Raw genomic sequence first — 23,202 nt, forward strand, 5'->3', positions numbered from 1 at the left:
TGCCCCGGTTTAATTTTATTGCGTTTCCATCTCCGTTTACCAGTCTGCTCTTATAGATCAGCCAAAGTAACCGCTTTGACCAACAAAAGCACAAAATCGGACTAAAGCAGCATGATAAACAGCATCAGTGGTATGCTATAGACAAGAGCAGGAATGTCTTTTGTGCTAAGTAAAGGATTTTTATTAGGTTAGATGATGCACCGCCTTTGCAGGGTTGATAGTCGCAATCGGTCAAGAAACGCTTTCATCGCCAGGTGCAGCACCATGAACAAAGCGCGTGGCCAAAACGATGCAATCATTTTTCAGGGCTTCTTCGATGAGCTGCGGCATATTGTCTTGTTGGCAGTAGCCAAAATGTGCCCAATTAAATTGGCAGATGCGACAGATGCTGCTCAGCGCAATTGCTTATCGTATATCTAAAAAAGTTCTCAGTCCGCACAACACCGGATAAGCTCTCTCCCAATGGCTGCGTCAGTGGTTGCGTGGCGCCGTTCCCTTGGGTCCGCCTTATAAAACGCAGCATTTTATAAAGATAGATTCCCCCTATGCCATCTAATATTACAGGTAGCCGAGCACTTTAAAGGCAAAGATAAACAGCGTAAGGCTAACCGAAGCAAACAGCGTGGTAGAAGCAACAATGCTGGAGGCAAGCGCTCCGTCATTGTTCATATTCTTGGCCATGATGTAACTGCTGACGGCAGTCGGTGCGCCCGCCATAATCAACAACGTAGCAAGTTCTTGCCCGCGAAAGCCCATAGCAATGGCCACCGGCATCAGCAGAGCGGGAATCAGTACAAGGCGAATTACAGTAGCCACCATCGTGGGCCGCAGTTTTGCAAGCGCTTCTTTACCGCCAAAGCTTGCGCCGAGTACCAAAAGCGAGAGCGGAGTAGCCAGCGCAGCAACGTTAGAAACCGTTTTGTATACCATTGTGGGCAGCCGCAGACCTACGCCGGAAACCACAAGTGCCAAAAGTAACGCGAGAATCAATGGGTTTTTGCAAATGTTAAGGCAAGTGGTGCGCATCAGCTCTTTGCGGCTCTGTCCTTTCGCTTCGTTATCATAAACGCTTAAAATGATAACCGAAAGGATATTGGCCATTGGTACCACCAGCGCAACCATAATTGCTGCCGGTCCCGCATTGCCGTACATGTTTTGGATAAAAGCAACGCCGAGAATTGCGACATTGGAACGGCAGCTGCCCTGTATAAAACTGCCCCAGAGGGAGCGGTCCTGCATAAATATAACCGTTAGCAACCAAAAGAGGCCGTAGCTGATTAACGTACCAAAAACACAAAACAGCATAAACCGCGGGTCGACAATTTCTTTGAAATCGGCATCATATACATTTTTAAAAAACAGGGTTGGCAACACAACCTGAAAAACCAGTTTATCTGCCACGCGGGTAAATTCTTGGGTCAAAAAACCTTTTTGCATTAGCACATAGCCTAAAACCATTACAAAAAATACCGGCAGGGTGGCGTTTAGGCTGAAAATAAATTCACTCATTGCTCACATACTCCCATTCTTATTGTTTTTATTTTACCATCCGGGAGTGGTATCTTAAAGTAATTTTTACAAAATATGCCTTATTTCTATTTTAATCGTGTGCAAACTTTGGTGGTTGTTGTATTCCCACCTCGTTTTTGCTACAATAAACACGTATCTGCAATTGCAACCAAACTGCTCAGGAGGCGTTCATGAAACGGCGTTTCAAACTTTGCGCACTTTGCTGTGTGCTTTTATTCTCACTTGCCGGCTGCGGCAAAGAAGAAGTTAATTTTTTATATTATACCGAGACTGCGATTAAAACACTGGATCCGCAGCTTGCATCTACTTCGGCTGAACTTTCCGCAGTCAAACATCTGTTTTCCGGTCTTTATCGCGTCGATGCAGAGGGCCAGGCGATTCCCGATGCCGCCACCGATACTAAAATTTCATCGGATGGGCTGACCTACACATTTACACTGGACAGCACCGACGTTTTTACTGACGGCAAAGACCGCAGCTTTGCGGTAACAGCGCAAGACTATGTATTTGGCTTGCAGCGTACCGTTTCCCCTACAACAGGCTCTCCCTATGCGCGTAATTTTCTCGCCATCCGTGGCGCGCGCGAAATTCTAAACGGGCAGGCGGACCCCAAAACCTTAGGTGTGCGTGCCATCTCTGCCACCCAGCTGGAAATTCGTTTGATCGAGCCTGATGACGGTTTTTTGCTAAAACTCGCCAGCAATGGTGCCATGCCCTGCAACAAAGATTTCTTTGAAGACGCAGCCGGCACCTACGGGCTGACTTTAAAATCTATCATTGGTAACGGGCCATTTTACCTCTCCGGTTGGGGCGACACCAATGGCCTCACGCTAAGGCGCTCCGGCGAGGCCGAATCCGGCGAAGTCACTCGACTGCGTATCATTCCGGAAAACGGCGACAAAACCGGCTTTGAGCGCTTGATGGATGGCATGCAGGATGCTGCTGTTATTACCTCGCCAAGCGAAATTGATCAGCTTGCGAAAAAAGGATTTGTTCAGCAAAATTTTGAAAACGGCACCTGTGCTTTGTTCTTTAACTGTGCAGACCGCTATCTTTCCAGCGCTTCGATACGTCGTGCCCTCTCTGCCAGCGCCTCTGCTTCTGCGGCTCTCGTCCAGCAAACGGCTTTGGTAAATGCTACAGGGCTTATCCCCGGCAGTATCACCTTAGAGGGCGAGGGCTTCCGCGAAGCGGCAGGCAATGCCCTGCCAGACATTGCTGCAGCACAGCGCTATGCCACCTACCAGCTTGGCTTAGCAGAAGTAAATGCCAGCAAGCTATCCGGCGTTACGGTTCTCGTGCCGGAGGGCAGCAACTACGAAGAGCTGTTCCGGGCGGTAAACCAGGGCTGGCAAAAAGAGCTGGGCGCATTTTTCTCTATTGAAACCTTGTCTTTAGAAGAGATTGAAAAGCGGATGGCAACAGGTAAATATGACATTGCTCTTTACCCCTATACGGTGACCGAAAACGACCCTGCCGCTTTGCTTCAGCAATTTATGACCGGCAATGCAGCGAACGTTACCGGTTTTAATGATGCTGAATTCGATGCGCTGCTGTCGCAGGCTTTTCTTGCTACGGGCAATACCCAAAGCCGTGCTTATATTGCAGCAGAAAAAGAGCTGCTGTGGCAGGCCCCTGTGGCCCCTCTCAAGTTCCAAACCTCCAGCTTTTTCACCAGTGCTAAACTTTCTGGCCTTGTGGCAGACCCATTTGGCCCGGTACTCGATGTAAGCTCCGCTGTTTTTAAATCCTAAATTAAAAGAGGACGCCAAAAACTGGTGTCCTCTTTTTGCTGGGCTATTTTCTTTATCGCGCAGCGGTGGCCAGTACCCCCACAGGCGCGCAAACCAATAAAAAGGAGCGCACTGCAAAAAGCAGTCCGCTCCTTTTTTGATAGAACAAATTATGCTGCCGGGGTGGAGGATGCAGCCGAGTTAGCGCTGGCTGCCGCCTCTGCCTTTTGCATGATCTCGCCTGCAATATCACCTTGGTTGGGTGCAGAAGAAGAAACAGCAGTAGTCTGGCCTTCGGCTTTCTTTTCGCTTTCCTTCATCGCAGAAAGGTAATATCCATCGTCCTGACGAGTAAAGATGAAGTCATAGTATTTGACAGGTTTCGTGTTGTCGGTAGCACCGTCCATCGAGAAGCCCATCGGCGGGGCCAGATAACCCACGGTAACGCGTTTTTCTTTTACACTGCTGCGGATATGCTCTACCTGCGGCGTGTAGGAACCGGTGGTGCCGGTAACGGGAATCAAGTAGCTTTTGGTTTCTTCGTTATAAACGAAATCCATGCCGCTGGCGTTGAACGAAGCGTGCTGCAACTTATAGCCTTTGCCAAAGAGCAGTGCTGCGTTTTTGTCGATGTCTACGGTCGGCAAAATCAAGGTGCCCAGCTCGTCGCGGTCATACTTCGAAATATCTTCGTTATAAATGGTTTCCCAAATTGCGGTTTGCAGCAGCATATTCTGGTCTGCCGTTTCCAGCGAATCAAACGGGACGGGATCCAGCATGACGAGCGGGGCAAGCAGTTTTTGATAGCTCTCTTTTTCTTTGGTGTTGTCAAACAGCTTTGCCACGTTGCGCCCCAACGCACCAACGAGGGTAACTGCACCGACCACGATCAAAACGGAGAGAATTCCTCCAATCAATTGGCGGCGGCGTCTGCGACGCATGCGCATATGCTCTTCTTTGGTTTGACGTTTCCATGCCATGAGTATTGTCCATTCCTTTCTGTGGGGACGCTTTCCCCATTTCCTCTGCGGCAGGGTTCAGCGCACCTGTCCGTTGCCGTAGATGATGTATTTGTAGGTAGAGATTTCTTCCAAACCCATCGGGCCACGAGCGCCCATTTTTTGGGTGGAGATACCCATTTCGCAGCCCAGACCAAACTCTCCGCCATCGGTAAACCGGGTGGAGGCATTCACATAGACTGCCGCCGAATCGACCTCGGCCACAAACTGTGCCGCTGCCGCTTCGTTTTCTGTGATGATAACATCGCTGTGGTGGGTAGAGTGCTGTGCAATGTGTGCAATCGCTTTCTCTTCCGAATCCACAACGCGAACACTCATCTTATAATCCAAAAATTCTGTGTCAAAATCGTGTTCATTTGCAGGAATGCCCGAAATAATTTTTGCAGCTCTCGGGCAAAGGTGCAGTTCCACATTGTGTGCGCCAAGCACTTTTTCTGCCATCGGCAAAAATTGCTCTGCCACTGCACTGTGCACCAGGCAAACCTCTGCGGCGTTGCATACGCTCGGACGGCTGGTTTTGGCATTTTCCAAAATGCGTGCCGCTTTTTCAAGGTCGGCGGCAGCATCTACGTAAATATGGCAAATACCAGTACCTGTTTCAATGCAAGGCACCAGCGCATTTTCCACACAGGCGCGGATTAATCCGGCCCCGCCGCGCGGAATCAGCAGGTCAACATAACCCGCTGCACGCATCAGCTCATTGGCGCTGTCACGGGTGGTGTCGGTCACCAGGCAGATGATGTCCTCATCCAGCCCTACCGCTTTTGCACCGCTGCGCAGTGCTTTTACAATCGCCTTATTGCTGCAGATCGCCTCTTTGCCGCCGCGCAGCACACATACGCTGCCTGCCTTGAGGCAAAGCGCTGCGGCATCTGCCGTAACGTTGGGGCGGCTTTCATAAATAATGCCAATAACGCCGTAAGGCACAGCGGTTTTTTCAATGCGCAGCCCGTTTGGGCGTGTGACTGTTTTCAGCACGCGCCTGGTGGGGTCGGGCAATTCCGCGACGGCTTCTATACCGGCAGCCATGCCTTCGATGCGCTCGTCTGTCAAGCGCAGGCGGTCCAGCATGACTTCGCCAATCGTCTGCCGTGCGGCTTCCAAGTCTTCCGCGTTCGCGGCAAGAATATCTGCTTTTTGCGCGCGCAGCGCAGCGCTCATCGCTCGCAAAAGTTCATTTTTTTTCGTTGTGTCAGCGGAGGCAATTTGCTTTTTTACAGCAACTGCCCGCTCGAGCAGCGGTTTTATGCTCATAGTTCTGTTCCTTTCCTGGAGTTTCAAGAAAAAGTACGCTTTCGCTCAGTTTGGGCAAAAAATTCGCACTCTATTTACCAAAACGGGTTCCCACCTGTTTTCCTTCTACTGCATCATACAGCAGTTCCGGCTGGCGGCCGTCCATAATAATCATCGGGATTCCTGCGCCGTTGACAATTTTACCCGCGCGCAGCTTGGTTTCCATGCCACCTGTACCAAATGCCGAGCCGGCACCGCCTGCAAGCGCCACAATGTCGTCGGTAATTTCCGGCACATAGGGGATCAGATTTGCATCCGGGTGCGTTTTCGGGTTGGCATCATACAGGCCCTCAATATCGCTCAGCAAAATCAAAAGATCTGCTTTTGCGAGGGTGGCCACAATCGCAGAAAGTGTATCGTTATCGCCGATTTGAATTTCTTCGGTAGCAACGGTGTCGTTTTCGTTGATGATGGGCAGCACGCGGTAATCTAAAAGGCGCTGCAGCGTATTTTCAATGTTCACACGGTGATGTTCATTTTCAATGTCATACCCGGTGATGAGAAGCTGCGCTGTTGCATGGTTGTAGTGTGCAAATTGTCGGTCGTATACATACATCAGCTCGCACTGGCCTACTGCTGCTGCTGCCTGTTTGCCCGGAATATCGGCTGGTCGCTCGGTAAGACCCAGTTTGCCCGCACCTACGCCAATGGCACCCGAAGATACCAAAATAACCTCGATGCCGCTGTTTTTAATGTCCGACAAAATCTTGCAAAGCGATTCCACACGGCGGATATTCAGCCTTCCCGTGCTGTGCGCCAGGGTGGACGTACCGACTTTAACAACAATACGCATTGATACAACTCCTCTACAGTTTAATTGCCGCGATATGCAGCGCCCCTCTTTGCTTTAAAATAAGTATAGTATAGCATAAGCAAAGCAAAAACGCAAAAAGAAGATAGCGGTAAACCAGCGTCGCTTTGGGGGCTTGCGCACACTTTTTTTCGGGCAGACTATTGTTTACAGTCCATTCATTGAAATTTCTCCAAAAATCCTCTATAATTACTTACTACAACAATTCTGTCGCATTTTGCGGCGAGGGGCGCGGCTGAAAACAGCACTGCGTTTCCGGAAAGGACAGGTCATCGTAAATGAATTTTGGCAAAGACCAGGGCCCCATTGACGTTACTCCTCACAAGGGTGGTTTTCTTAAAATACTAATCAACCTTGGCGTAACGCTGGTATTTGGGCTGGTATACTTTTACTTTAAGTTGCCGGCACTCAACTTCCACAATGAGGATTTTTACGTCTTTCTGTTTATCTTGGCGGCAGTCTACTGCTTTACCGCCATTATCACCTCCGGCATTTGGAAGCTAAGGGGTGAAGCAGACTTCTTCAAATCCGTCAAAAACCATTGCCGCATCCCGCTTGGCATCTGCGTTTTGCTGGTTGTTTTGCTGTTGGTCGGCACCTTGCTTTCCAGCGTCATTCTGCGCGCCGGTGCGTACAGCGAGCTGCTGCCCATCGAAAATGGCGATTTTGCAGCCGATGTAAAAGAGGCTTCGTATGACCAGATTCCCATGCTGGACCGTGCAAGTGCTGAAAAACTGGGCGACCGTAAACTTGGCGAGCTTTCTGATATGGTAAGCCAGTTTGAGGTTTCCTCCGACAACACTCAAATCAACTACAATGGCCGCCCGGTGCGTGTTGCTCCGCTGGTATACGGTGACCTCATTAAATGGTTCAACAACCGTTCTGAGGGTCTGCCCGCCTATATCCTCATCGACATGGTGACCCAGAATGTAGAGGTTGTTCGTTTGGAAGAGGGCATGAAATACACCCCCAACGAGCATTTCTCCCGTAACCTTTACCGTCACCTGCGTTTTGCTTACCCCGGCTTTATGTTCGACGCACCGACTTTTGAAATTGATGAAGATGGCACCCCGTACTGGATTTGCCCGCGCGTAACCATGACGATTGGCCTGTTCGGCGGTCGTGATATCGACGGCGCAGTGCTGGTCAACGCCATCACCGGTGAATCCACTTATTACGATTCTGCCGATGTGCCGAACTGGGTAGACCGCGTTTATACCGCTGAGCTGATTGTGCAGCAGTATGATTACTACGGCCAGTACCACAACGGTTTCCTCAACTCCATCTTCGGCCAGAAAGATGTAACCGTAACCACCAAAGGTTATAACTACATTGTTATTGGCGATGACGTTTATATGTACACCGGCATCACCTCGGTTACCGGCGATCAGTCTAACGTTGGTTTCATCCTCTCTAACCAGCGAACCAAAGAAACCAAATACTACAAGATTGCTGGTGCGGAGGAGTATTCCGCAATGTCTTCCGCACAGGGTGTGGTGCAGCACCTTAACTACAGCGCAACTTTCCCGCTGCTGCTCAACATCAACAAAGAGCCCACCTACTTTATGGCACTGAAAGATGACGCCGGCCTTGTAAAAATGTACGCCATGGTCAACGTGCGCCAGTACCAAATTGTTGCCACCGGGCAAACTGTTGTAGAATGCCAGGAAAATTACCGAAAACTGCTTTTGCAGAACAACATCACCAGTGAAGAAATCATCTCCACCACCGATGCTGTCGGCAAAATCATCGAAAAACGTGAGGCTGTGCTTGAGGGCGACACCTACTACTATATCAAGCTTGACAGCTCTAACAGCTACTACGCAATCTCTGCCAAAGAGAATGAGCTTGCCGTTATCCTCAATGTGGGCGATGACGTAAAGCTGCACTTCATTGGCGATGCGGGCGGCGAGATTCTGGTCGGCACTTCCATCGAGCGCGCTGGTGCCTCTGCCCCTGCCGCAACTCCGGCACCGGAAGCCACCCCCGCGCCTGAGGCAAGCCCGGCACCTGAGGCAAGCCCGGCTCCGACCGCACAGCCCCAGCCGGAAGCAAGTGCTTCCCCCGCACCCGAAGCAACCAAACAGCCTGCATAAGCGGTTGTTTTTGCTCTGTAAACCACATATGTAAAAAGGTACCTGCAACCTAAAGTTGCAGGTACCTTTTGTTTTAGTTTTTCTTAATGTTTTTTCGCCAGTCCTCTTTGGTAATGCAGGTGATATGCTCCGTGTGTATTTCTCCTGTAAGCGGCCAAGGTTTCTCTTTTTCGGTACGTTGAAAACAAAACCCGCACTTTTCTTGCACCCGGCGGGATTTTTCATTACCCTCAAAGTAGCCGCACCAGATGCAATCAAGCGCAAGCTCCTCAAAACCATACCGAAGCAGCTCACGCACTGCTTCGGGAATAATACCCTGCTCCCAATATGGCACACCAACCCAGTAGCCAATTTCGGCTTCGTTCGCTCCAATCGAAAGGTTGCTTTGCTCCCTTCGCATCAGCCCTATACTGCCAACCACCCTGCCTTCTTTTTTCAGCTCTACTGCAAAAGTACCCTCTGCAGAGAGCACTTCGCGGATAATCTGGCGGCTATTTTCTACGCTGGTATGGACTGGCCAGCCTGCTGCGGGTCCAACGCGCGGGTCTTTTGCAAGTTCGTAAAGTTCATCGGCATCGTCCTGTCGCCAAGGGCGCAGGCAAAGCCGCTCCGTTTCAAGCCGCATCGTAATCCCTCCTATGCGCTTCGTTTTTGCAAGTATAGCAAAAAGTGGCGCAAGAAACAACTCGATACTCTTACAGCACAAAACAGCACCCACGGCGGTAGGTGCTGTTTTATTTTGGCCAAAAGGCCATGCATTATTTTAAAATATTATCCAGCGCACCGATAAGCGCCTCGCTTGAGATGGTGCCATTGGCATAGGCCACAAGGTTACCGTCAGCATCAATGACGTATGTGGCAGGGATTGCAGAAACACCGTAGGTTTTTGCCGCGTCCAGGTCAAGGTCAAAATAAACCGGGAAAGTAAAACCTTCTTTATCAATATGTGCCTGCGCTTTTTCCTGCGTTTCGCGCTGCCCATCCGTCATGTTAACCATGGCAAAATGAACTTTATCCTTATATTCTGCATATACTTTTTCAAAATCCGGCATTTCACTTTTGCACGGGCCGCACCAGCTGGCCCAGAAGTTCAGTACAATAGGCTTGCCTTTTAGCGAATCCAGCGTTACGGCATTACCTTTTGCATCATACACTGTAAAACTGGGAGCGGGCTGCAGCTGCTGGCTGCTGGCGTTTTCTGACGAGGCGGCTCCGGCACTTGGTTTTGTCAGTGTGTCATTGGCATAGCGCGGTTTTAAAATACTGTATCCAAGCCCTGCTATCAAAAGCAGTAAAACCAAAACCAATACAATCAGCAACGTTTTCTTCTTATCTTCCATAAAATTGCTCACTTTCTTTTACAAATACACAGCAGAGTTTTATCTGCCGAAGCGCTAGAAGCTCAGCACCGCAAGAAGTTTCCCCATGGTGCCCGTCATCATCAATACGCCAACCAACACGAGCAAGCCGCCACAGATCAGGTTGATAATGCGGTAGTTGTTTTTAATCCAGTCGAAGGTAGCTTTTAGCCGTTCAATCAGCAGAGCACTAAGCAAAAACGGTACCCCAAGCCCCAGCGAGTACGCCAACAGCATGAACACACCTTTTACTACCGAGCCCTGCTGAGAAGCCAGCATCAGCGCAGAGCCGAGGAACGCACCGACGCAAGGTGTCCAGCCGATAGAAAACACCATGCCAAACAGTGCCGAAGAGAAAAAGCCCACGGGGCGCATTGTGGTTTGCAGCTTGCGGTTTGCATTTAAAAAGCCTATTTTGAGCACGCCCATAAAGTTAAGCCCAAAGATAATGACAATAAGCCCTGTTACAATGTTTACCGCTGTTTGATGTCGGGAAAGCACTCCCCCCAGCGATGCAGCGGCTGCGCCAAGCAAAACAAACAGCGTGGTAAACCCGGCAATAAACCCAACCGCATTGGTCAGGGTTTTGTGGGTGCTGGTTTGTCCCCCGCCTGCAAAATAAACCAGATAAATTGGGAGCATCGGCAGTAAACAGGGTGAAATGAAAGTAATGATGCCCTCCAAAAATGAGATTAAATATTCCATATACAGCCTTAGGCCTGCGCAGGGCAGCCGCTCCTTTCTGTGCGTGGCACATATTTATTATTTTTATTATGCCGCATTTTTACTTTTATTTCTGTAACTTTGTCACTAACATTTAATTGTTGCCGAAATATGTGAAAGAGGTTATAATAAGGTAAATCACAGTAGTTTTATAGGAAATTGGCCCGCTGCGAGAAAATCAGCAGGGCGATAAAGGAGTGGGATTATGGTTTGCGAACGCTGCAAAGCGCTGTTTGCACAGCGTTTTTCTTTTTGGGAGCATCTGTCGGAAGAAGAGCGCAATCTGCTGTGTGAAAGCACAAATGAAGCCAGCTATAAAAAAGGGCAAACGGTACACAGCGGCGGCGATGACTGCCTTGGCATATTGCTCGTTCGTTCTGGCCAGCTGCGGGTATATATGCTTTCTGATGAAGGCCGGGAGATTACCCTGTATCGGCTTTTTGCCGGGGATACCTGTATTCTCGCAGCTTCTTGCGTGCTGAATGCAATCACCTTTGACGTTGCCATCGACGCAGAAGAAGATACCGAGCTATACCAAATCAATGCTGCTGCTTTTCGCACGCTTTCTGAGCATAATGTTTACGCTGAAAACTTCGGCTTGCAGATTGTCAGCGCACGTTTTTCGGACGTAATGTGGGCGATGCAGCAGATTTTGTTTATGAGTTTTGATCGCCGTCTTGCCATCTTTTTGATTGACGAAGTAGCAAAAACCGGCGAAGATACCATTCATCTCACCCATGAGCAGATTGCCAAATATATGGGCAGCGCACGAGAGGTTGTCACCCGTATGCTGAAATACTTCGCTGGCGAAGGATTGGTAGAGCTATCGCGTGGCGGGGTGAAAATCCTCGACAAAAAGCGCCTGCGCGAACTTATTTAATATGAACCAACAAAAAATAAAAGCACCCGGCTTTGCAAAAAGCCGGGTGCTTTTTCTTTATTTTAGATAAACAGGGACATATCGGATTCTTCGGCATTCGCAATCATTGCGGCCGCACCGCCCAGTTTCACGCCGTCGATAAGTTCCGCCGGGGTAATTCCCATGACGTCCATACTCATCGAGCAGGCCACCAGCTCAACACCGTTTTGTTGAGCTAAGTGAATCAGATCTTCAAGGCTGGAGATATTTTTGTTTTGCATTACGCCGCGAATCATCTTTGCGCCCATACCGCCCATGTTCATTTTAGAAAGCCCTAATTTTTTAGAGCCGCGCGGCATCATCTTTCCAAACATGGTAGACATAAAATCTTTTTTGACATGCACTTTTTCGGGTTTGCGCAGCACATTAAGGCCCCAAAAAGTGAAGAACATGCTCACCTTGCGCCCCATGGCAGCTGCGGCATTTGCGATAATGAAAGATGCAATTGCCTTATCCAGATCCCCTGAGAACACAATAATGTTCTTTTTGTCTTTTTCCATCTCGCCCGCCGGCTTAACTGGGCAGGCCGCAGCTTTACGCACCCGGGCAACACAGACACCTTTTTCGCTTTGCATGCCGCAAAATTCATTGCCGGTACGGCGGCAAAACCCTTCGAGATCACTTGCAAACGCAGGGTCTGTGGTGGAAATTTCAATCATCTGGCCGGGCGCCGCTTCTTCGAGTGCACCCGAAAGCCGCACGATAGGTCCGGGGCATTGCAGGCCGCAGGCATCCAGTTTTTTCACCTCTGCAGTAGCCCCAATGTGCTCAATTTTCGGCGTGGGCGCCTTAGGCAAAGAAGTCGGCGCTTTGCCAAAAATGGAATGATACAGCCGATAACCACCACTCAGGTTATAAACGTCAAACCCATTTTGAGAAAGAATTCTGGACCCGATATAGCCACGCAAACCAATCTGGCAAGTCAGATAAACTGGCTTTGTAGCATCCAGCTCCTGCAAGCGGTCGCGCAATTCATCAAGTGGAATATTGATGAACCCAGGCAATGAGCCGTTTGCGTATTCCAGCGGGGTGCGGGTATCCAGCAAAGTCACACTGCCATCCTGCGGCAACGCAGCAACATCATGCCAGTGGAACTGTTTGACCTTTCCGGTAAGGACGTTTTCTATCGCAAAGCCAGCCATATTTACCGGGTCTTTGGCAGAGCCATAAGGCGGCGCATAGCAAAGCTCCAGCTCGGTCAGGTCATATGCCGTCATTCCGGCACGAATGGCAGTTGCAAATACGTCACAGCGTTTGTCTACGCCGTCATAGCCAACGACTTGAGCGCCTAAAATTTTACCGGTTTCTTTTTCAAACAGGGTCTTGATGGACATATTAACCGCGCCCGGATAGTAGCCGGCATGATTGGCGGAGTAGGTGTACATTTTATCGTACGCAACGCCTGCACGCTTGGCGGCTTTTTCATTCAGTCCCGTCGCCGCAACGGTCAAGTCAAATACCTTCAGCACCGAAGAGCCCTGCGTACCACGGTAGCTTTTGTGCAGGCCGCAGATGTTATCCGCCGCAATACGCCCCTGCTTGTTGGCAGGGCCCGCGAGCGGTACATATCCCGGCTGCCCGGTAACGAAATCTTTGATGGCAATCGCATCGCCCACCGCAAAAATATCCGGATCAGAGGTGTGCATCTCATCATCTACAATAATGGCGCCTCGCTCATTGACGCTAAGTCCTGCATCACGTGCCAGCGCACTTTCAGGTCGCACGCCAATGGCCAGTATCACAAAGTCAGCTGTCATCTCTGTGCCCGAAACTTTAACAGCGAGGTCTTTTTCAGTTTCCCGCACGCCCTCCAGCGATGCACCCAGCCGCAGCGTTACCCCTTTGGCCGTCATATGTGCTTCCACTTCTCGTGCCATTTCGGGATCAAGCGGTGCAATTACTTGATCGCTCATCTCTACCAGCGTAACGGCCACCCCTGCGGCAGTCAAGTTTTCGGCCATCTCTACGCCAATAAAGCCGCCGCCGACCACCACGGCGCGTTTGGGGTGATGGGTATCGATAAATTCGCGAATGCGGTAGGTGTCCGGGATACTGCGTAGTGTGAAAACCCAATCTCCTGTAAGACCCGGCAGGTTGGGGCGCACCGGCTCTGCACCGGGCGAAAGAATCAATTTGTCATAGCTTTCGGTATAAATTTCTCCGGTGGAGTGGTTTTTCACCTTTACTTCTTTTTTGCTGCGGTCAATTGCCGTCACCTCTTGCCGGGTGCGCACATCTACTGCAAAACGGGCATAAAAGCTTTGCGGGGTTTGCAAGGTAAGTGCCGATTTTTGCGTAATTTCACCGCCGATGTAATACGGCAAACCACAGTTTGCAAACGAGATATACTCGCCTTTTTCAAATAAAACAATTTCAGCCTTTTCATCCAGTCTGCGTAAACGTGCAGCAGCAGAGGCGCCGCCTGCAACACCGCCGACAATCAAAACCTTTTTCGTATGTTCCATTGTTGTCCCTCCGGTTATTTGTTCAAAACAAGACGAAGCAGGCAAACGGCTACCGCTTACCTGCTTTGCTGCCAAGCAGCTTACTGGTTGATAAAACTTTGCAGAGCAGCCTTGGGCTTTACGCCAACCGAGGTGCCGGTCACTTTGCCATCTTTAAAAAGCAGCAACGTGGGGATGCTCATTACATTGAAAGCTGATGCCAGCATCGGCTGTTCATCTACATTAATTTTGCCTACTTTCACTGCGTTTTGCTCTTTGGCAAGTTCATCTACCACGGGTGAAAGCATTTTGCACGGGCCACACCAGCTCGCCCAAAAGTCTACCAAAACAGGCTGGGAAGCGTTCAAAACTTCGGTTTCGAAATTATCTTTTGTAAGCGTAATCACAGACATATTTATTTCTCCTTTATTCGGCAATGCCGTTATGTGTTGTTAAAGAGGTTTTTCTTGATGTTTTTAGTATATCCGTTTTGCAAGGCTGCATCTGTGATTACATCACATACCACAAAAAATAAAAAAACAAGGCACCCGCAGCAGATTCACCGCTTGCTGATACCTTGTTTTTCATTTAATCGATAGCTTTCGACTTTACTGGTGAAAGGCTGTTAAGCCATTTCCATAAAACTGAAACAAACTCTTCGGGCCGCTCTTTCGGGGCCCAGTGCTTGCACCCGGCCATAAGGTGCAGCGTAGCATTGCAGCTTGCAGCTGCTTGCTTTACCTCTGCTGTTGGCACCAATGGGTCTTTGTCGCCCTGCACAAATAACACCGGCATCTGCAACTGCGAAAGCTTTGCCCGATAATCCGGCACTGCGCTGGTTTTGGTTAGCGAGCTGCGCTGAAAATCCTGCATGGCGCTTTCTGCCCCTTCTGCGCCGCAAAGTTCTTTCAGCTGCTGCACAAGTGTTTCGCTTACCTTACTCTTATCTCCCAGTAAACTGGAGGTAATGCTCCAACGTACCAGAAAGTTTGATTGCGCCATCCACCGGTAAGATGTTTTCATCAAACCTGTGTTTACATACCAGTGGTAAAATCTGTGCATCGGCATCTTGCCTACGAGCCCCCAAGAATCTACCGGCACGAGTGCTGTTATCTCGTCCGGATATGCCAATGCATAGCCAATGGCAAGCGCACCGCCCATCGAAAGGCCCGCCAGTACAAATTGCTCAAGCTTTAGCTGCTGCACAACCTGGTGCAGTGCCGAAAGGTGCTTTCCGTAAAACTCCGGGCCTGCAAACCCGACTGCCCGGTCGCTCTTGCCGTAGCCCGGCAAATCTACCGCTATCACACGGCAATGCTGGGCAAGCAGCGGCATTACCTCTGCCCAGGAGAGCATTGCAGAGTCTAGCCCTGCGCCGTGCAGCAGCATTACCGTAGTGCTGCCTTCCCCCGCTTCATACAGGTGCACCTGCCCCAGTGTTGTATGTATCTGCTGTTCTCTCATGCATTTCCCCGCCCTTCACTTTTTATAAGGCCTTTGCGCTGTAGATAGCAACACAGCGCTTCTACACATTTATCGTCGAACTGCACACCGGCGCAGCGTCTGAGTTCTACTGCTGCTTCGGTGGGGGTTTTACCTTTGTTATAAGGCCGCACGGTGACCATGGCATCGTAAGAATCCGCCACCGCAATGATGGCCGCAGCAGGATGAATTTGTGTTGCGGTAAGCCCCTCCGGGTAACCTTTGCCATCCGGCCTTTCGTGGTGCTCTTTTACAATGCGTGCAATTTCATCCCCAAACACGGGGCGAACCATTTCTGCTGAAATTGCAGCATGTTCCTTCATCATTTCGTATTCTTTTTCATCCAGCCTGGCCGGTTTAATTAGTATCTCTTTCGGCACCTTGCATTTGCCCACATCGTGGAAACGAGCTGCAAAAAACAAATCATGCAAACCGCTGGCTGGGTAGTTCATCTCTCGTGCAATCCGCATGGCAAGTTTTCGCACCCTGTCGCAGTGCATGCGTGTGTCCCCGTCTATTTCTTGCAGCGCTTCCATTACATCCAAAAGCGCCCGGTTGGTTTCGGCATCCTGCTCAAATCGGCTTTCGTTGCTAAATAGAATCATCTGCAACGGATCCAGTACGTGAAACGGCAGCAATGTTTCGTTTTCGGTAAAATAAAAAATGTCTCCGGGGCCGAGCGTAATTTCCGGCTCTCCCTGCGGTAACAGTTTAATACGGCCAGATAAAATATAATACGCCTCAGTTTCACCCGGGCATTCCAACTCTTGAAAACCACCCTGAACCCCTTGCGGCATAGAATAAAACACCATTTCCATACCCTGCACACTAATCATTTGGCGTGCACAATTACCCTGTTCAATGCTATGGGTATGGGCTAGATAATCTCCATTGAGCCTTATGGTAAGTCCTTTCATGCTGCAACCTCTTCTTTGCTATTGGCGTTATTTTTATAGATGATGTGGTTTTAATTTCTAATAACGGAACCGCATTTCGTCTTTTTCGGGCGATACCCTGTTTTTCCTATAATTTTATATTACCATATTTTTCCTACTATTTTAATATAAATTGCAAGATAATAATACTGATCTATTTCATCTGCTTATTATTTAGGTGGATAAAAAAAGCCTTGGCAATTTTGATGCCAAGGCTTTTTATTAGAGCACTTTCGATAGAAAATCCTTCAAACGCGGATTTTCCGGATTTATAAAAAACTCTGAAGATGGCTTATCTTCACCAATTTTTCCGTCGCTGATGAAGATAACCCGGTCGGCAACTTCTCGGGCAAAACCCATCTCGTGGGTAACCACCACCATCGTCATGCCGCTTTCGGCAAGGCCGCGCATAACCTCAAGCACTTCGCCGACCATCTCGGGGTCCAGCGCACTTGTAGGCTCGTCAAACAGCATAACGTCCGGGTTCATTGCCAGTGCACGCACAATTGCAACGCGCTGTTTTTGCCCGCCGGAAAGCTGACTTGGATACGAAGTCGCCTTTTCTTCCAAGCCTACTTTGGCCAGCAGCTCATGGGCAAGCTGTTCCGCTTGTGCTTTCGACATTTTTTTAATTTTGATGGGCGCCGCTGTGATATTGTCCAGCACTGTCATGTTATTAAACAGGTTAAACTGCTGAAACACCATACCGATTTTTTGCCGGTGCTGGTTGATGTCTGTCTTTTTGTCACAGATATTCACGCCCTCAAAGACAATTTCGCCTTCGCTCGGGATTTCGAGCAGGTTCATGCAGCGCAAAAAGGTACTTTTGCCAGAGCCGGACGGGCCGATAACTGCTACAACTTCACCTTTGTGGATTTCGGTATCGATACCGTTTAACACGGTCAGCTTACCAAAGTTTTTTACGAGTCTGCGGACTTCAATCAGGCTATTTGTTTCCATTTGCCATTTTCCTTTCTGCGAACGCAATCAATCTCGAGGTAGAGAAGGTCAAAATGAAGTAGATGATAGCCGCAATGGCCAGCGATTCCAGCTGAATGTATGTGATAGCGATAACATCGTTGGTGCGGAACATCAGGTCTGCAATGCCGATAACCGAAACAATCGAGGATTCTTTGATAACCGTGACAAACTCGTTGCCAAGCGCAGGCAGAATGTTTTTGATTGCCTGTGGCAGAATCACCATCTTCATCGTCTGCGACTGCTTAAAGCCCAGCGAGCGCGCCGCTTCCATCTGGCCACGGTCTACTGATTGGATGCCGGAACGAATGATTTCAGCCACATATGCGCAGCTGTTGAGGCTCATTGCAAAGATGCCGGCTGCAAAGCGCGGAAAGTTTGGAATAAAGCCAATGTCAGGAATCTGGATACCTGTCATCGGCAGGCCGTAGAAGATAAACATAAGCTGAATCATCAATGGTGTGCCGCGGATAAACTCTATGTAGGCGGTTGCCACCCAGCGCAGCGGCTTTACGTTGCTCATGCGCATTACAGCGACCAACGTACCAAGCACAGTGCCGAACAACACTGCGAAAAACGCAATGATAAGTGTATTCTGCACACCTTCTAAAAAGAAGCTTTGGTACCGCGACAGCAGCTTCGCCATGCGGTCAAAAAATACAAAATCCATATTTTCCCTTTCTGCCGGTTTGGCGAAAACGCGCCTACCGCTTTAGACAAGCCAATCCTTGCACACTTTCGTGTGCAAGGATGAGCTTAGTGACTGTTTTATTTTAAGGTTAAATACCCAGGGTTTTGGAAAGAGCGACTGCATCGTTGTAAGCGGTTTCGAAAGAGCCGTCTGCGACCACTTTGTCAATAACTTTGTTTACAACTTCTGCGAGGTCATCGCTGCCTTTGGCCATAACGGCTGCTTTGCCAAAGTTGGCTTCTGCCGGGTCAAACTTAAAGTTTGCAACAGCGATTTTATCGTTGGTGGAGATGAGGCCTTCGCCCACTGCGCCGTCTACTACAAGGCCTGCAATGTTGCCGTTGGCAACTTCAAGGGCAAGTGCGGGATATTTTGCAAGCTCAAACAGCTCAGAATCGGGCAGAGCAGATTTGATGAGCAAAGACTGGACAGTGCCTTTCTGTGCGCCAATTTTCTGGCCTGCAAGAGACTCTTTGGTGGTGTAGGTATCTTCTTTGCCTTTCTGGACAATCAGCATCTGCTCGTCGCGCTGGTACACATTAGAGAAATCAATCTCTTCTGCACGCTCCGGGGTAACGGTGAAAGCTGCAATGCCGATATCCACTTGGCCGGATTTGACTGCCGGAATGATACCGTCGAAAGCCATGTCTGTAACTTCCAGTTTTACACCCAGTTCGTCAGCAATCTGCTGAGCGAGCCAGATGTCGCAGCCAGCGAACTGTGCTTTTTCATCTTTAAATTCAAACGGTGCATACTGGGCCTCGGTGCCGACAACCAGTTTGCCTTTTGCTTTAATTTTTTCTACCAGGCTTTCTTCTGCCGAAGCAGCAGCGCTGGAAGCGGGTGCAGAAGCTGCCGGAGCGCTGGATGCAGAACCGCCGCAAGCGACGAGGGAAAGCGCCATTGCCATTGCAAGGGCTACAGTAAGTAATTTTTTCATAACAGTTCCTCCTGTGATGCTTGTTTGTATCTTTATCTCTTGTGTATTATTATACACTTCTTTAAAAGTTTGTAAAGCATTTTATGAAAAAATATACATATTTGTGATTCTATACAAAACCTTGCGCTCTCGCCCTGGTCGACACCGTCAAAACGCAAGCTTTGCTAACCGATTAAACGCTTTTTCCAGCGTTGCAGTGCCGGTGGTACAAGCAATACGGACATAGCCTTCTCCCGCTTTACCAAAGGCATTTCCCGGAATCATCGCCACGTGCGCTTCTTCCATTGCGCGGGCACAAAACTCAGCGGAGGTCAGCCCTGTCTTTTTGATGTTCATAAACAGGTAAAAGGTACCGCGCGGGGCCAATACCGAAGCATATGGCAGTTGGTTAATACGTTTTGCTGCATAATATACACGGTTTTTATACTCTTCGGTGTATATTTTCTTTAATTCTTTATGCAGTCCCAATGCATGCAGTGCAGCACGCTGCGAAACAGAGGGTGCTGCGTAGACCATATTTTCGTTGATGCTCTTCATCGTTGCTGTGAGGTGCGGCTCGGCCACAATATAGCCGATGCGCCAACCCGTCATCATGTAATTTTTCGAAAAGCTATTGAGCGTGACGGTGCGCTCGGCCATGCCGGGCAATGAACGAAACGGCACAAAAGGCATTTCGTACATGTAATCAGTGTAAATTTCATCGCAGATTACTATCAGGTCAAACTCGTTTGCTATGCTTGCAATCATCTGGTAGCATTCCATATCGTAAGCGGCACCGGTGGGGTTGCAGGGGTTATTGAGGATGAGTGCCTTGGTTTTCGGCGTAATGGCCGCACGCAAGCGATCCTCGCGGATTTCAAATCCATCTTCTTCGCTGGTTTCCACCTCTACCGCACAGCCCAGTGCAAGCTCTACCTGCTGCTTGTAGGGTGTAAAGTAGGGAGAAAACAAAAGCACCTCGTCCTCCGGGTCAAGAATCGTCATCAACACCAGCTCCATGCCCATGCAGCTGGAAGTGGTGACAAAGATTTGATTTTTCGCGAGATTCATCTCATATTCAGCCCGGTAAAAATTCTGGATCGCTTCAATCAATTCCGGGTCGCCTTGCGGGTTGGTATATTTGGTGTGGCCTGCCAACGCATCTTCCATCGCGGCATGAATAATGCGCTCGTCTGTGATAAAATCCGTATCACCAATGGATAAGTTGATGAGATCATCATACCGCTCCGAGGCATCTGCCGCTGTCTGCATCGGGGTGGCGCCGCTCTGCCAAAAACGTTTTGCTATCTGTTTGTGCTTCATAAAAATCTCTTTTCTGCCCGGCATGGTGCTTATTTGCATGCCTTTGGCCAAATTCGTATTTTATAATCGATTAAACGCGAGAGGCCAGCTTTGGGATTACCGTAGAGCCGTTAGGAATCACGTAAATGCTCTTGCCGTCCAAATCCAGCGCTGCCATAAGGTCTTCGGTGTTGTCGTAAGCAGTCATGCCCATCGCCGCAACATCCTGCTTTGCAATATCTGAAAGCATGACAATACGATAACGCTGAGCCTGCTCGCAGTTTAGATAAAAGATATAACCGGGGATGGTAAAGCGCTCACGCAGCGTAGCATCCAGCGTGCCCTCTTTCAGCGGCTTCAGCCAGTCGAAATATTCGGCTGCACCACCGCCTTCACAGCACTGCATCAGCAGCACCAATGTTCCACCGGGTTTCAGTGCGGATTCCACATTGTCGATTACCTTGCTGCCCTGATAGAGAGACATATCTTTTGGGTAGCCGCCGCAGCTGGTGATAACCACATCTGCTTTTTCAGCAATCGGCACCTCGTAAATGCGCTCTGCGGCATCGCAGGCCCGTTGCCATGCGTGCAGCCAGTGGCCCGAAAAAAGATAAGCCAGCTTCATTTCTGCATTCATCACCAGGTTGATGATGAAAAGTTCCGGCACCATTGCCGCTGCTTCGCACATATCCTCATTAAGAGGGTTGCCCGGCAATACGCCTACGCCAATCAGCGGGTTAGAGCGCGGTGCAAGCGGGTCCAACGAATGGGCATGATTCTGGCGAATCGCTTCCATCGAAGCAACGCCCGGCAGGATACTTTTGCGTCCGCCACCAAAACCTGCCATGACATGCTGCGTTGCCGCCCCTACACAGATAACTTTGCGGGTGGCAACATACGGGTTGATGGAAACCCGGGTGCCGCGCGAAGTAGTACCGATATAAACAAGGTCTTCGGCAAGGCAATCATGGTTGACAACTTGTACCCTATCGTAGATTTCAGCGGTGACTAGCTGGCGAAGCTCCCCTTCGGGGCCACCGATGTGCGTACCATTCGCGATAACAATGACGATATCTTCATCAGGCACGCTGCATTCTTCATTTAAATAAGTAATGAGATGCGGTATCACAAGGTCTTGCCGCATCCAAAAACGAGACATATCGCTAACGACAAGCGCGAGCTTGTCTCCTTTTTTTGCATACTCCCGAAGCGGCGGTGCGTCGATGGCGTTGTTAAGAGAAGCATAAAGTGCCTTTTTAATATCTTCAATGGGAGGAATCTCATTCCCTTTTAGCTCCGCAAGGACGCCAGCTTCTTCCAGCGGAAGTTCTACTGCTCCGCGGCCATATTCAAAGTGATAGTTTTTCAATCTTTCCCATGCCTTTCTTTGCTACGCCTTTATTTTATCTAAGCGCATTATAGATGTTTGTTTTATACATTATATTAGCGCAATTATGTATATAATGCAAGTATATACAACAATTCTTAGATTTTCAATTACCCACAAGTTAATTTTCGCAAAAATAAAGCAAAAACAGGGCTTCGCCTTTTCGTCTTAAAGTACAAAAAGAGAAGTCCTGTTTTATAAAATCAAACCAAAGCTATTTTGTTCGGTCAGCGGTAAAGCCTTTCGCAACCACTTCTACCGTTGTGATGTGGTAACGCTCAAACAAAGCAGCATGCGTAAGGGTCAATATCTCGCCGCTGACCGCAATTGGCACCGCAGGCGGGCAAGAAACTGTGGGGCTACCGCAAATGCGGCCAACCGCCTGCTGTACCGGCAGCTGCTCATGAGGGGCAAAAACAGCCTCGCGCAGCGTCATGCAGCATTTGGCAGGCGCAAAATCAAATGCAATCGGCGCCCGCGCCGGTTTTACTTTGAGCATCGCAAGTGCCTTTTCTATACGGATAAAATCAAGCTCCGTATTGTATGGCGTTGCCATCAGCACCAGCTGGTCTGCATCGGCAAATTCGCATTCCACCGCTCCTGCGCGCAGCAAATCTGCAAGCTCATAGCCGGTATATCCCATCTGCGCTGCGTCCACAACCAGTTTCAGCGGCTCCGTTTGGCGCACGGCACAACCTGTCTTTTGCAGTTGTTCGCACAGCCCTACCAGACGGTCTGCGCAGCGTTGCAGACGCTCAGGGTAATCCTGTGCCAAGGCACGATTACAAAGGTCAAGCGACTGCAAAATGAGGTAAGAGGGGCTGGTAGAGCCGAACAGCGCCAACGCGCTGCGTGCCTCTGCCACCCATTCCGGGCAGGTGTGCCCAATCTGCAAATAGGCGCCTCCCGTCAGTACGGGCAGCGTTTTATGCCCCGAATCGCAGCACGCCGCTGCGCCGAGGTCGATAGGATGTGCAGACTGCGGCAAAAACTTGAGGTAAGCCCCATGTGCATTGTCTACCAAAAGTGGCACGTCGTACGCCGCACACACTTTGGCAAGGCCGGCAATGTCTTGCTGCTGGCCAAGGTAATCGGGCGAAGTCACATAGACAGCCGCCGGGCGCATCTGTTCTTCTGCCAGTGCTGCTTTTAGCTCGGCCGGGGTAATGGGGCAGCTGCAAAGGCCGCCCGGAGTTGACGGGTATAGCCAGCAGACCTCGGCATCCAGCAACGCACAGGCATAAATAAAGGTTTTGTGCACATTGCGTGCCGCTAAAATGCGCGGCGCATCTCCTCTGCGCGCCGCACGGCTAACAGCAAGCGAAAGCATTGCGCGAATGCACTGAGAAGAACCTTCTGTAGAATAAAAGGTGTGCGCCGTACCAAAAAGTGCCGTTGCATTGCGCTCGCTTTCGGCAATAATACCGTCAGCCTCGTAAAGTGCATCTGCACCCCTTATTTCAGTGATATCCCACGGCTCGCAGCCCAGCTGTACCGCGCCCTTATGGCCTGGCATATGCAGGCGAGAAGTTTCCGCTTTCTGATAGCGCTGCACAAAATCCCAGATTGGTGTCGTCATTGC

Annotated in this window: 20 protein-coding genes; 3 read left to right on the forward strand and 17 right to left on the reverse strand. The window is 49.7% G+C overall.

Features of this window, described 5'->3' with window-relative positions:
- Window positions 1-558: 558 nt before the first annotated feature.
- Entirely contained in the window at window positions 559-1,509 is a 951-nt protein-coding gene (locus C1A11_RS03340) for an AEC family transporter (protein WP_102048989.1), read from the reverse strand.
- A 191-nt stretch (window positions 1,510-1,700) separates the two neighbouring features.
- Between C1A11_RS03340 and C1A11_RS03345 the strand changes: the two genes are divergently transcribed.
- Window positions 1,701-3,284, forward strand: a complete 1,584-nt coding sequence (locus C1A11_RS03345) for a peptide ABC transporter substrate-binding protein (protein ID WP_102048990.1) — start codon at window positions 1,701-1,703, stop codon at window positions 3,282-3,284.
- A 149-nt stretch (window positions 3,285-3,433) separates the two neighbouring features.
- Here the strand turns inward: C1A11_RS03345 and C1A11_RS03350 are convergent, their stop codons facing one another.
- From C1A11_RS03350 to proB, 3 genes are all read right to left on the reverse strand, one after another.
- Entirely contained in the window at window positions 3,434-4,243 is an 810-nt protein-coding gene (locus C1A11_RS03350) for a hypothetical protein (protein WP_102048991.1), read from the reverse strand.
- A gap of 57 nt (window positions 4,244-4,300) precedes the next feature.
- A complete protein-coding gene (locus tag C1A11_RS03355; protein WP_102048992.1) occupies window positions 4,301-5,536 on the reverse strand; it encodes a glutamate-5-semialdehyde dehydrogenase in 1,236 nt (411 codons plus the stop codon).
- 70 nt (window positions 5,537-5,606) lie between these two features.
- Window positions 5,607-6,368 carry a glutamate 5-kinase gene (proB, locus tag C1A11_RS03360; RefSeq protein WP_102048993.1) on the reverse strand — a complete coding sequence of 254 codons (762 nt, stop codon included), beginning with the start codon at window positions 6,366-6,368 and terminating at the stop codon, window positions 5,607-5,609.
- Window positions 6,369-6,664: 296 nt separating this feature from the next.
- Between proB and C1A11_RS03365 the strand changes: the two genes are divergently transcribed.
- Window positions 6,665-8,482, forward strand: a complete 1,818-nt coding sequence (locus tag C1A11_RS03365) for a CvpA family protein (RefSeq protein ID WP_180950228.1) — start codon at window positions 6,665-6,667, stop codon at window positions 8,480-8,482.
- A 73-nt stretch (window positions 8,483-8,555) separates the two neighbouring features.
- Here C1A11_RS03365 and C1A11_RS03370 read toward each other — a convergent pair whose 3' ends face one another.
- The 3 genes from C1A11_RS03370 to C1A11_RS03380 form a co-directional block, all read right to left on the reverse strand.
- Window positions 8,556-9,107 (reverse strand): GNAT family N-acetyltransferase, encoded by a 552-nt coding sequence (locus tag C1A11_RS03370; protein ID WP_102048994.1) that lies wholly within the window; start codon window positions 9,105-9,107, stop codon window positions 8,556-8,558.
- A gap of 133 nt (window positions 9,108-9,240) precedes the next feature.
- A complete protein-coding gene (locus C1A11_RS03375) occupies window positions 9,241-9,822 on the reverse strand; it encodes a TlpA family protein disulfide reductase (RefSeq protein ID WP_102048995.1) in 582 nt (193 codons plus the stop codon).
- 54 nt (window positions 9,823-9,876) lie between these two features.
- On the reverse strand, window positions 9,877-10,545 hold the full coding sequence (locus C1A11_RS03380) for a cytochrome c biogenesis CcdA family protein (RefSeq protein WP_102048996.1): 669 nt from the start codon (window positions 10,543-10,545) through the stop codon (window positions 9,877-9,879).
- A gap of 223 nt (window positions 10,546-10,768) precedes the next feature.
- On the opposite strand from C1A11_RS03380, the gene C1A11_RS03385 reads away from it, so the two are divergent.
- Window positions 10,769-11,443, forward strand: a complete 675-nt coding sequence (locus C1A11_RS03385) for a Crp/Fnr family transcriptional regulator (protein WP_102048997.1) — start codon at window positions 10,769-10,771, stop codon at window positions 11,441-11,443.
- Between the two features lie 62 nt (window positions 11,444-11,505).
- On the opposite strand, the gene C1A11_RS03390 is transcribed toward C1A11_RS03385, so the two are convergent.
- The 10 genes from C1A11_RS03390 to C1A11_RS03435 form a co-directional block, all read right to left on the reverse strand.
- Window positions 11,506-13,947: a DsrE/DsrF/DrsH-like family protein gene (locus C1A11_RS03390; RefSeq protein WP_102048998.1), complete on the reverse strand. Its 2,442-nt coding sequence runs from the start codon at window positions 13,945-13,947 to the stop codon at window positions 11,506-11,508.
- An 80-nt stretch (window positions 13,948-14,027) separates the two neighbouring features.
- Window positions 14,028-14,339: a thioredoxin gene (gene trxA, locus C1A11_RS03395; RefSeq protein ID WP_102048999.1), complete on the reverse strand. Its 312-nt coding sequence runs from the start codon at window positions 14,337-14,339 to the stop codon at window positions 14,028-14,030.
- A gap of 175 nt (window positions 14,340-14,514) precedes the next feature.
- Window positions 14,515-15,390: an alpha/beta fold hydrolase gene (locus C1A11_RS03400; RefSeq protein WP_102049000.1), complete on the reverse strand. Its 876-nt coding sequence runs from the start codon at window positions 15,388-15,390 to the stop codon at window positions 14,515-14,517.
- Window positions 15,387-16,325 carry an HD domain-containing phosphohydrolase gene (locus C1A11_RS03405; RefSeq protein ID WP_102049001.1) on the reverse strand — a complete coding sequence of 313 codons (939 nt, stop codon included), beginning with the start codon at window positions 16,323-16,325 and terminating at the stop codon, window positions 15,387-15,389. Before C1A11_RS03405 ends, C1A11_RS03400 begins: the two co-directional genes overlap by 4 nt.
- 240 nt (window positions 16,326-16,565) lie before the next feature.
- The gene (locus C1A11_RS03410; protein WP_102049235.1) at window positions 16,566-17,288 is read right to left on the reverse strand and encodes an ATP-binding cassette domain-containing protein; all 723 of its coding nucleotides are present in this window, start codon (window positions 17,286-17,288) and stop codon (window positions 16,566-16,568) included.
- A 1-nt stretch (window position 17,289) separates the two neighbouring features.
- Window positions 17,290-17,991 (reverse strand): amino acid ABC transporter permease, encoded by a 702-nt coding sequence (locus C1A11_RS03415; RefSeq protein WP_242965801.1) that lies wholly within the window; start codon window positions 17,989-17,991, stop codon window positions 17,290-17,292.
- Between the two features lie 109 nt (window positions 17,992-18,100).
- On the reverse strand, window positions 18,101-18,952 hold the full coding sequence (locus C1A11_RS03420; protein WP_102049002.1) for a transporter substrate-binding domain-containing protein: 852 nt from the start codon (window positions 18,950-18,952) through the stop codon (window positions 18,101-18,103).
- Between the two features lie 147 nt (window positions 18,953-19,099).
- Complete coding sequence (locus tag C1A11_RS03425) at window positions 19,100-20,254, reverse strand: aminotransferase class I/II-fold pyridoxal phosphate-dependent enzyme (protein ID WP_102049236.1); 1,155 nt, start codon at window positions 20,252-20,254, stop codon at window positions 19,100-19,102.
- Between the two features lie 70 nt (window positions 20,255-20,324).
- Window positions 20,325-21,602 (reverse strand): nickel-dependent lactate racemase family protein, encoded by a 1,278-nt coding sequence (locus C1A11_RS03430; protein WP_102049003.1) that lies wholly within the window; start codon window positions 21,600-21,602, stop codon window positions 20,325-20,327.
- A 232-nt stretch (window positions 21,603-21,834) separates the two neighbouring features.
- A complete protein-coding gene (locus C1A11_RS03435) occupies window positions 21,835-23,199 on the reverse strand; it encodes an aminotransferase class I/II-fold pyridoxal phosphate-dependent enzyme (RefSeq protein WP_102049004.1) in 1,365 nt (454 codons plus the stop codon).
- Between the last annotated feature and the right edge of the window lie 3 nt (window positions 23,200-23,202).

Source organism: Pygmaiobacter massiliensis, assembly GCF_900199435.1.
In the GTDB taxonomy this organism is placed as follows: domain Bacteria; phylum Bacillota; class Clostridia; order Oscillospirales; family Ruminococcaceae; genus Pygmaiobacter; species Pygmaiobacter massiliensis.

What these genes read in the sequence shown, in the direction of transcription:
- C1A11_RS03340 (WP_102048989.1), bottom strand. Translation starts at nt 1,509, where the DNA reads ATGAGTGAATTTATTTTCAGCCTAAACGCCACCCTGCCGGTATTTTTT.
- C1A11_RS03345 (WP_102048990.1), top strand. Translation starts at nt 1,701, where the DNA reads ATGAAACGGCGTTTCAAACTTTGCGCACTTTGCTGTGTGCTTTTATTC.
- C1A11_RS03350 (WP_102048991.1), bottom strand. Translation starts at nt 4,243, where the DNA reads ATGGCATGGAAACGTCAAACCAAAGAAGAGCATATGCGCATGCGTCGC.
- C1A11_RS03355 (WP_102048992.1), bottom strand. Translation starts at nt 5,536, where the DNA reads ATGAGCATAAAACCGCTGCTCGAGCGGGCAGTTGCTGTAAAAAAGCAA.
- proB (WP_102048993.1), bottom strand. Translation starts at nt 6,368, where the DNA reads ATGCGTATTGTTGTTAAAGTCGGTACGTCCACCCTGGCGCACAGCACG.
- C1A11_RS03365 (WP_180950228.1), top strand. Translation starts at nt 6,665, where the DNA reads ATGAATTTTGGCAAAGACCAGGGCCCCATTGACGTTACTCCTCACAAG.
- C1A11_RS03370 (WP_102048994.1), bottom strand. Translation starts at nt 9,107, where the DNA reads ATGCGGCTTGAAACGGAGCGGCTTTGCCTGCGCCCTTGGCGACAGGAC.
- C1A11_RS03375 (WP_102048995.1), bottom strand. Translation starts at nt 9,822, where the DNA reads ATGGAAGATAAGAAGAAAACGTTGCTGATTGTATTGGTTTTGGTTTTA.
- C1A11_RS03380 (WP_102048996.1), bottom strand. Translation starts at nt 10,545, where the DNA reads ATGGAATATTTAATCTCATTTTTGGAGGGCATCATTACTTTCATTTCA.
- C1A11_RS03385 (WP_102048997.1), top strand. Translation starts at nt 10,769, where the DNA reads ATGGTTTGCGAACGCTGCAAAGCGCTGTTTGCACAGCGTTTTTCTTTT.
- C1A11_RS03390 (WP_102048998.1), bottom strand. Translation starts at nt 13,947, where the DNA reads ATGGAACATACGAAAAAGGTTTTGATTGTCGGCGGTGTTGCAGGCGGC.
- trxA (WP_102048999.1), bottom strand. Translation starts at nt 14,339, where the DNA reads ATGTCTGTGATTACGCTTACAAAAGATAATTTCGAAACCGAAGTTTTG.
- C1A11_RS03400 (WP_102049000.1), bottom strand. Translation starts at nt 15,390, where the DNA reads ATGAGAGAACAGCAGATACATACAACACTGGGGCAGGTGCACCTGTAT.
- C1A11_RS03405 (WP_102049001.1), bottom strand. Translation starts at nt 16,325, where the DNA reads ATGAAAGGACTTACCATAAGGCTCAATGGAGATTATCTAGCCCATACC.
- C1A11_RS03415 (WP_242965801.1), bottom strand. Translation starts at nt 17,991, where the DNA reads ATGGATTTTGTATTTTTTGACCGCATGGCGAAGCTGCTGTCGCGGTAC.
- C1A11_RS03420 (WP_102049002.1), bottom strand. Translation starts at nt 18,952, where the DNA reads ATGAAAAAATTACTTACTGTAGCCCTTGCAATGGCAATGGCGCTTTCC.
- C1A11_RS03425 (WP_102049236.1), bottom strand. Translation starts at nt 20,254, where the DNA reads ATGAAGCACAAACAGATAGCAAAACGTTTTTGGCAGAGCGGCGCCACC.
- C1A11_RS03435 (WP_102049004.1), bottom strand. Translation starts at nt 23,199, where the DNA reads ATGACGACACCAATCTGGGATTTTGTGCAGCGCTATCAGAAAGCGGAA.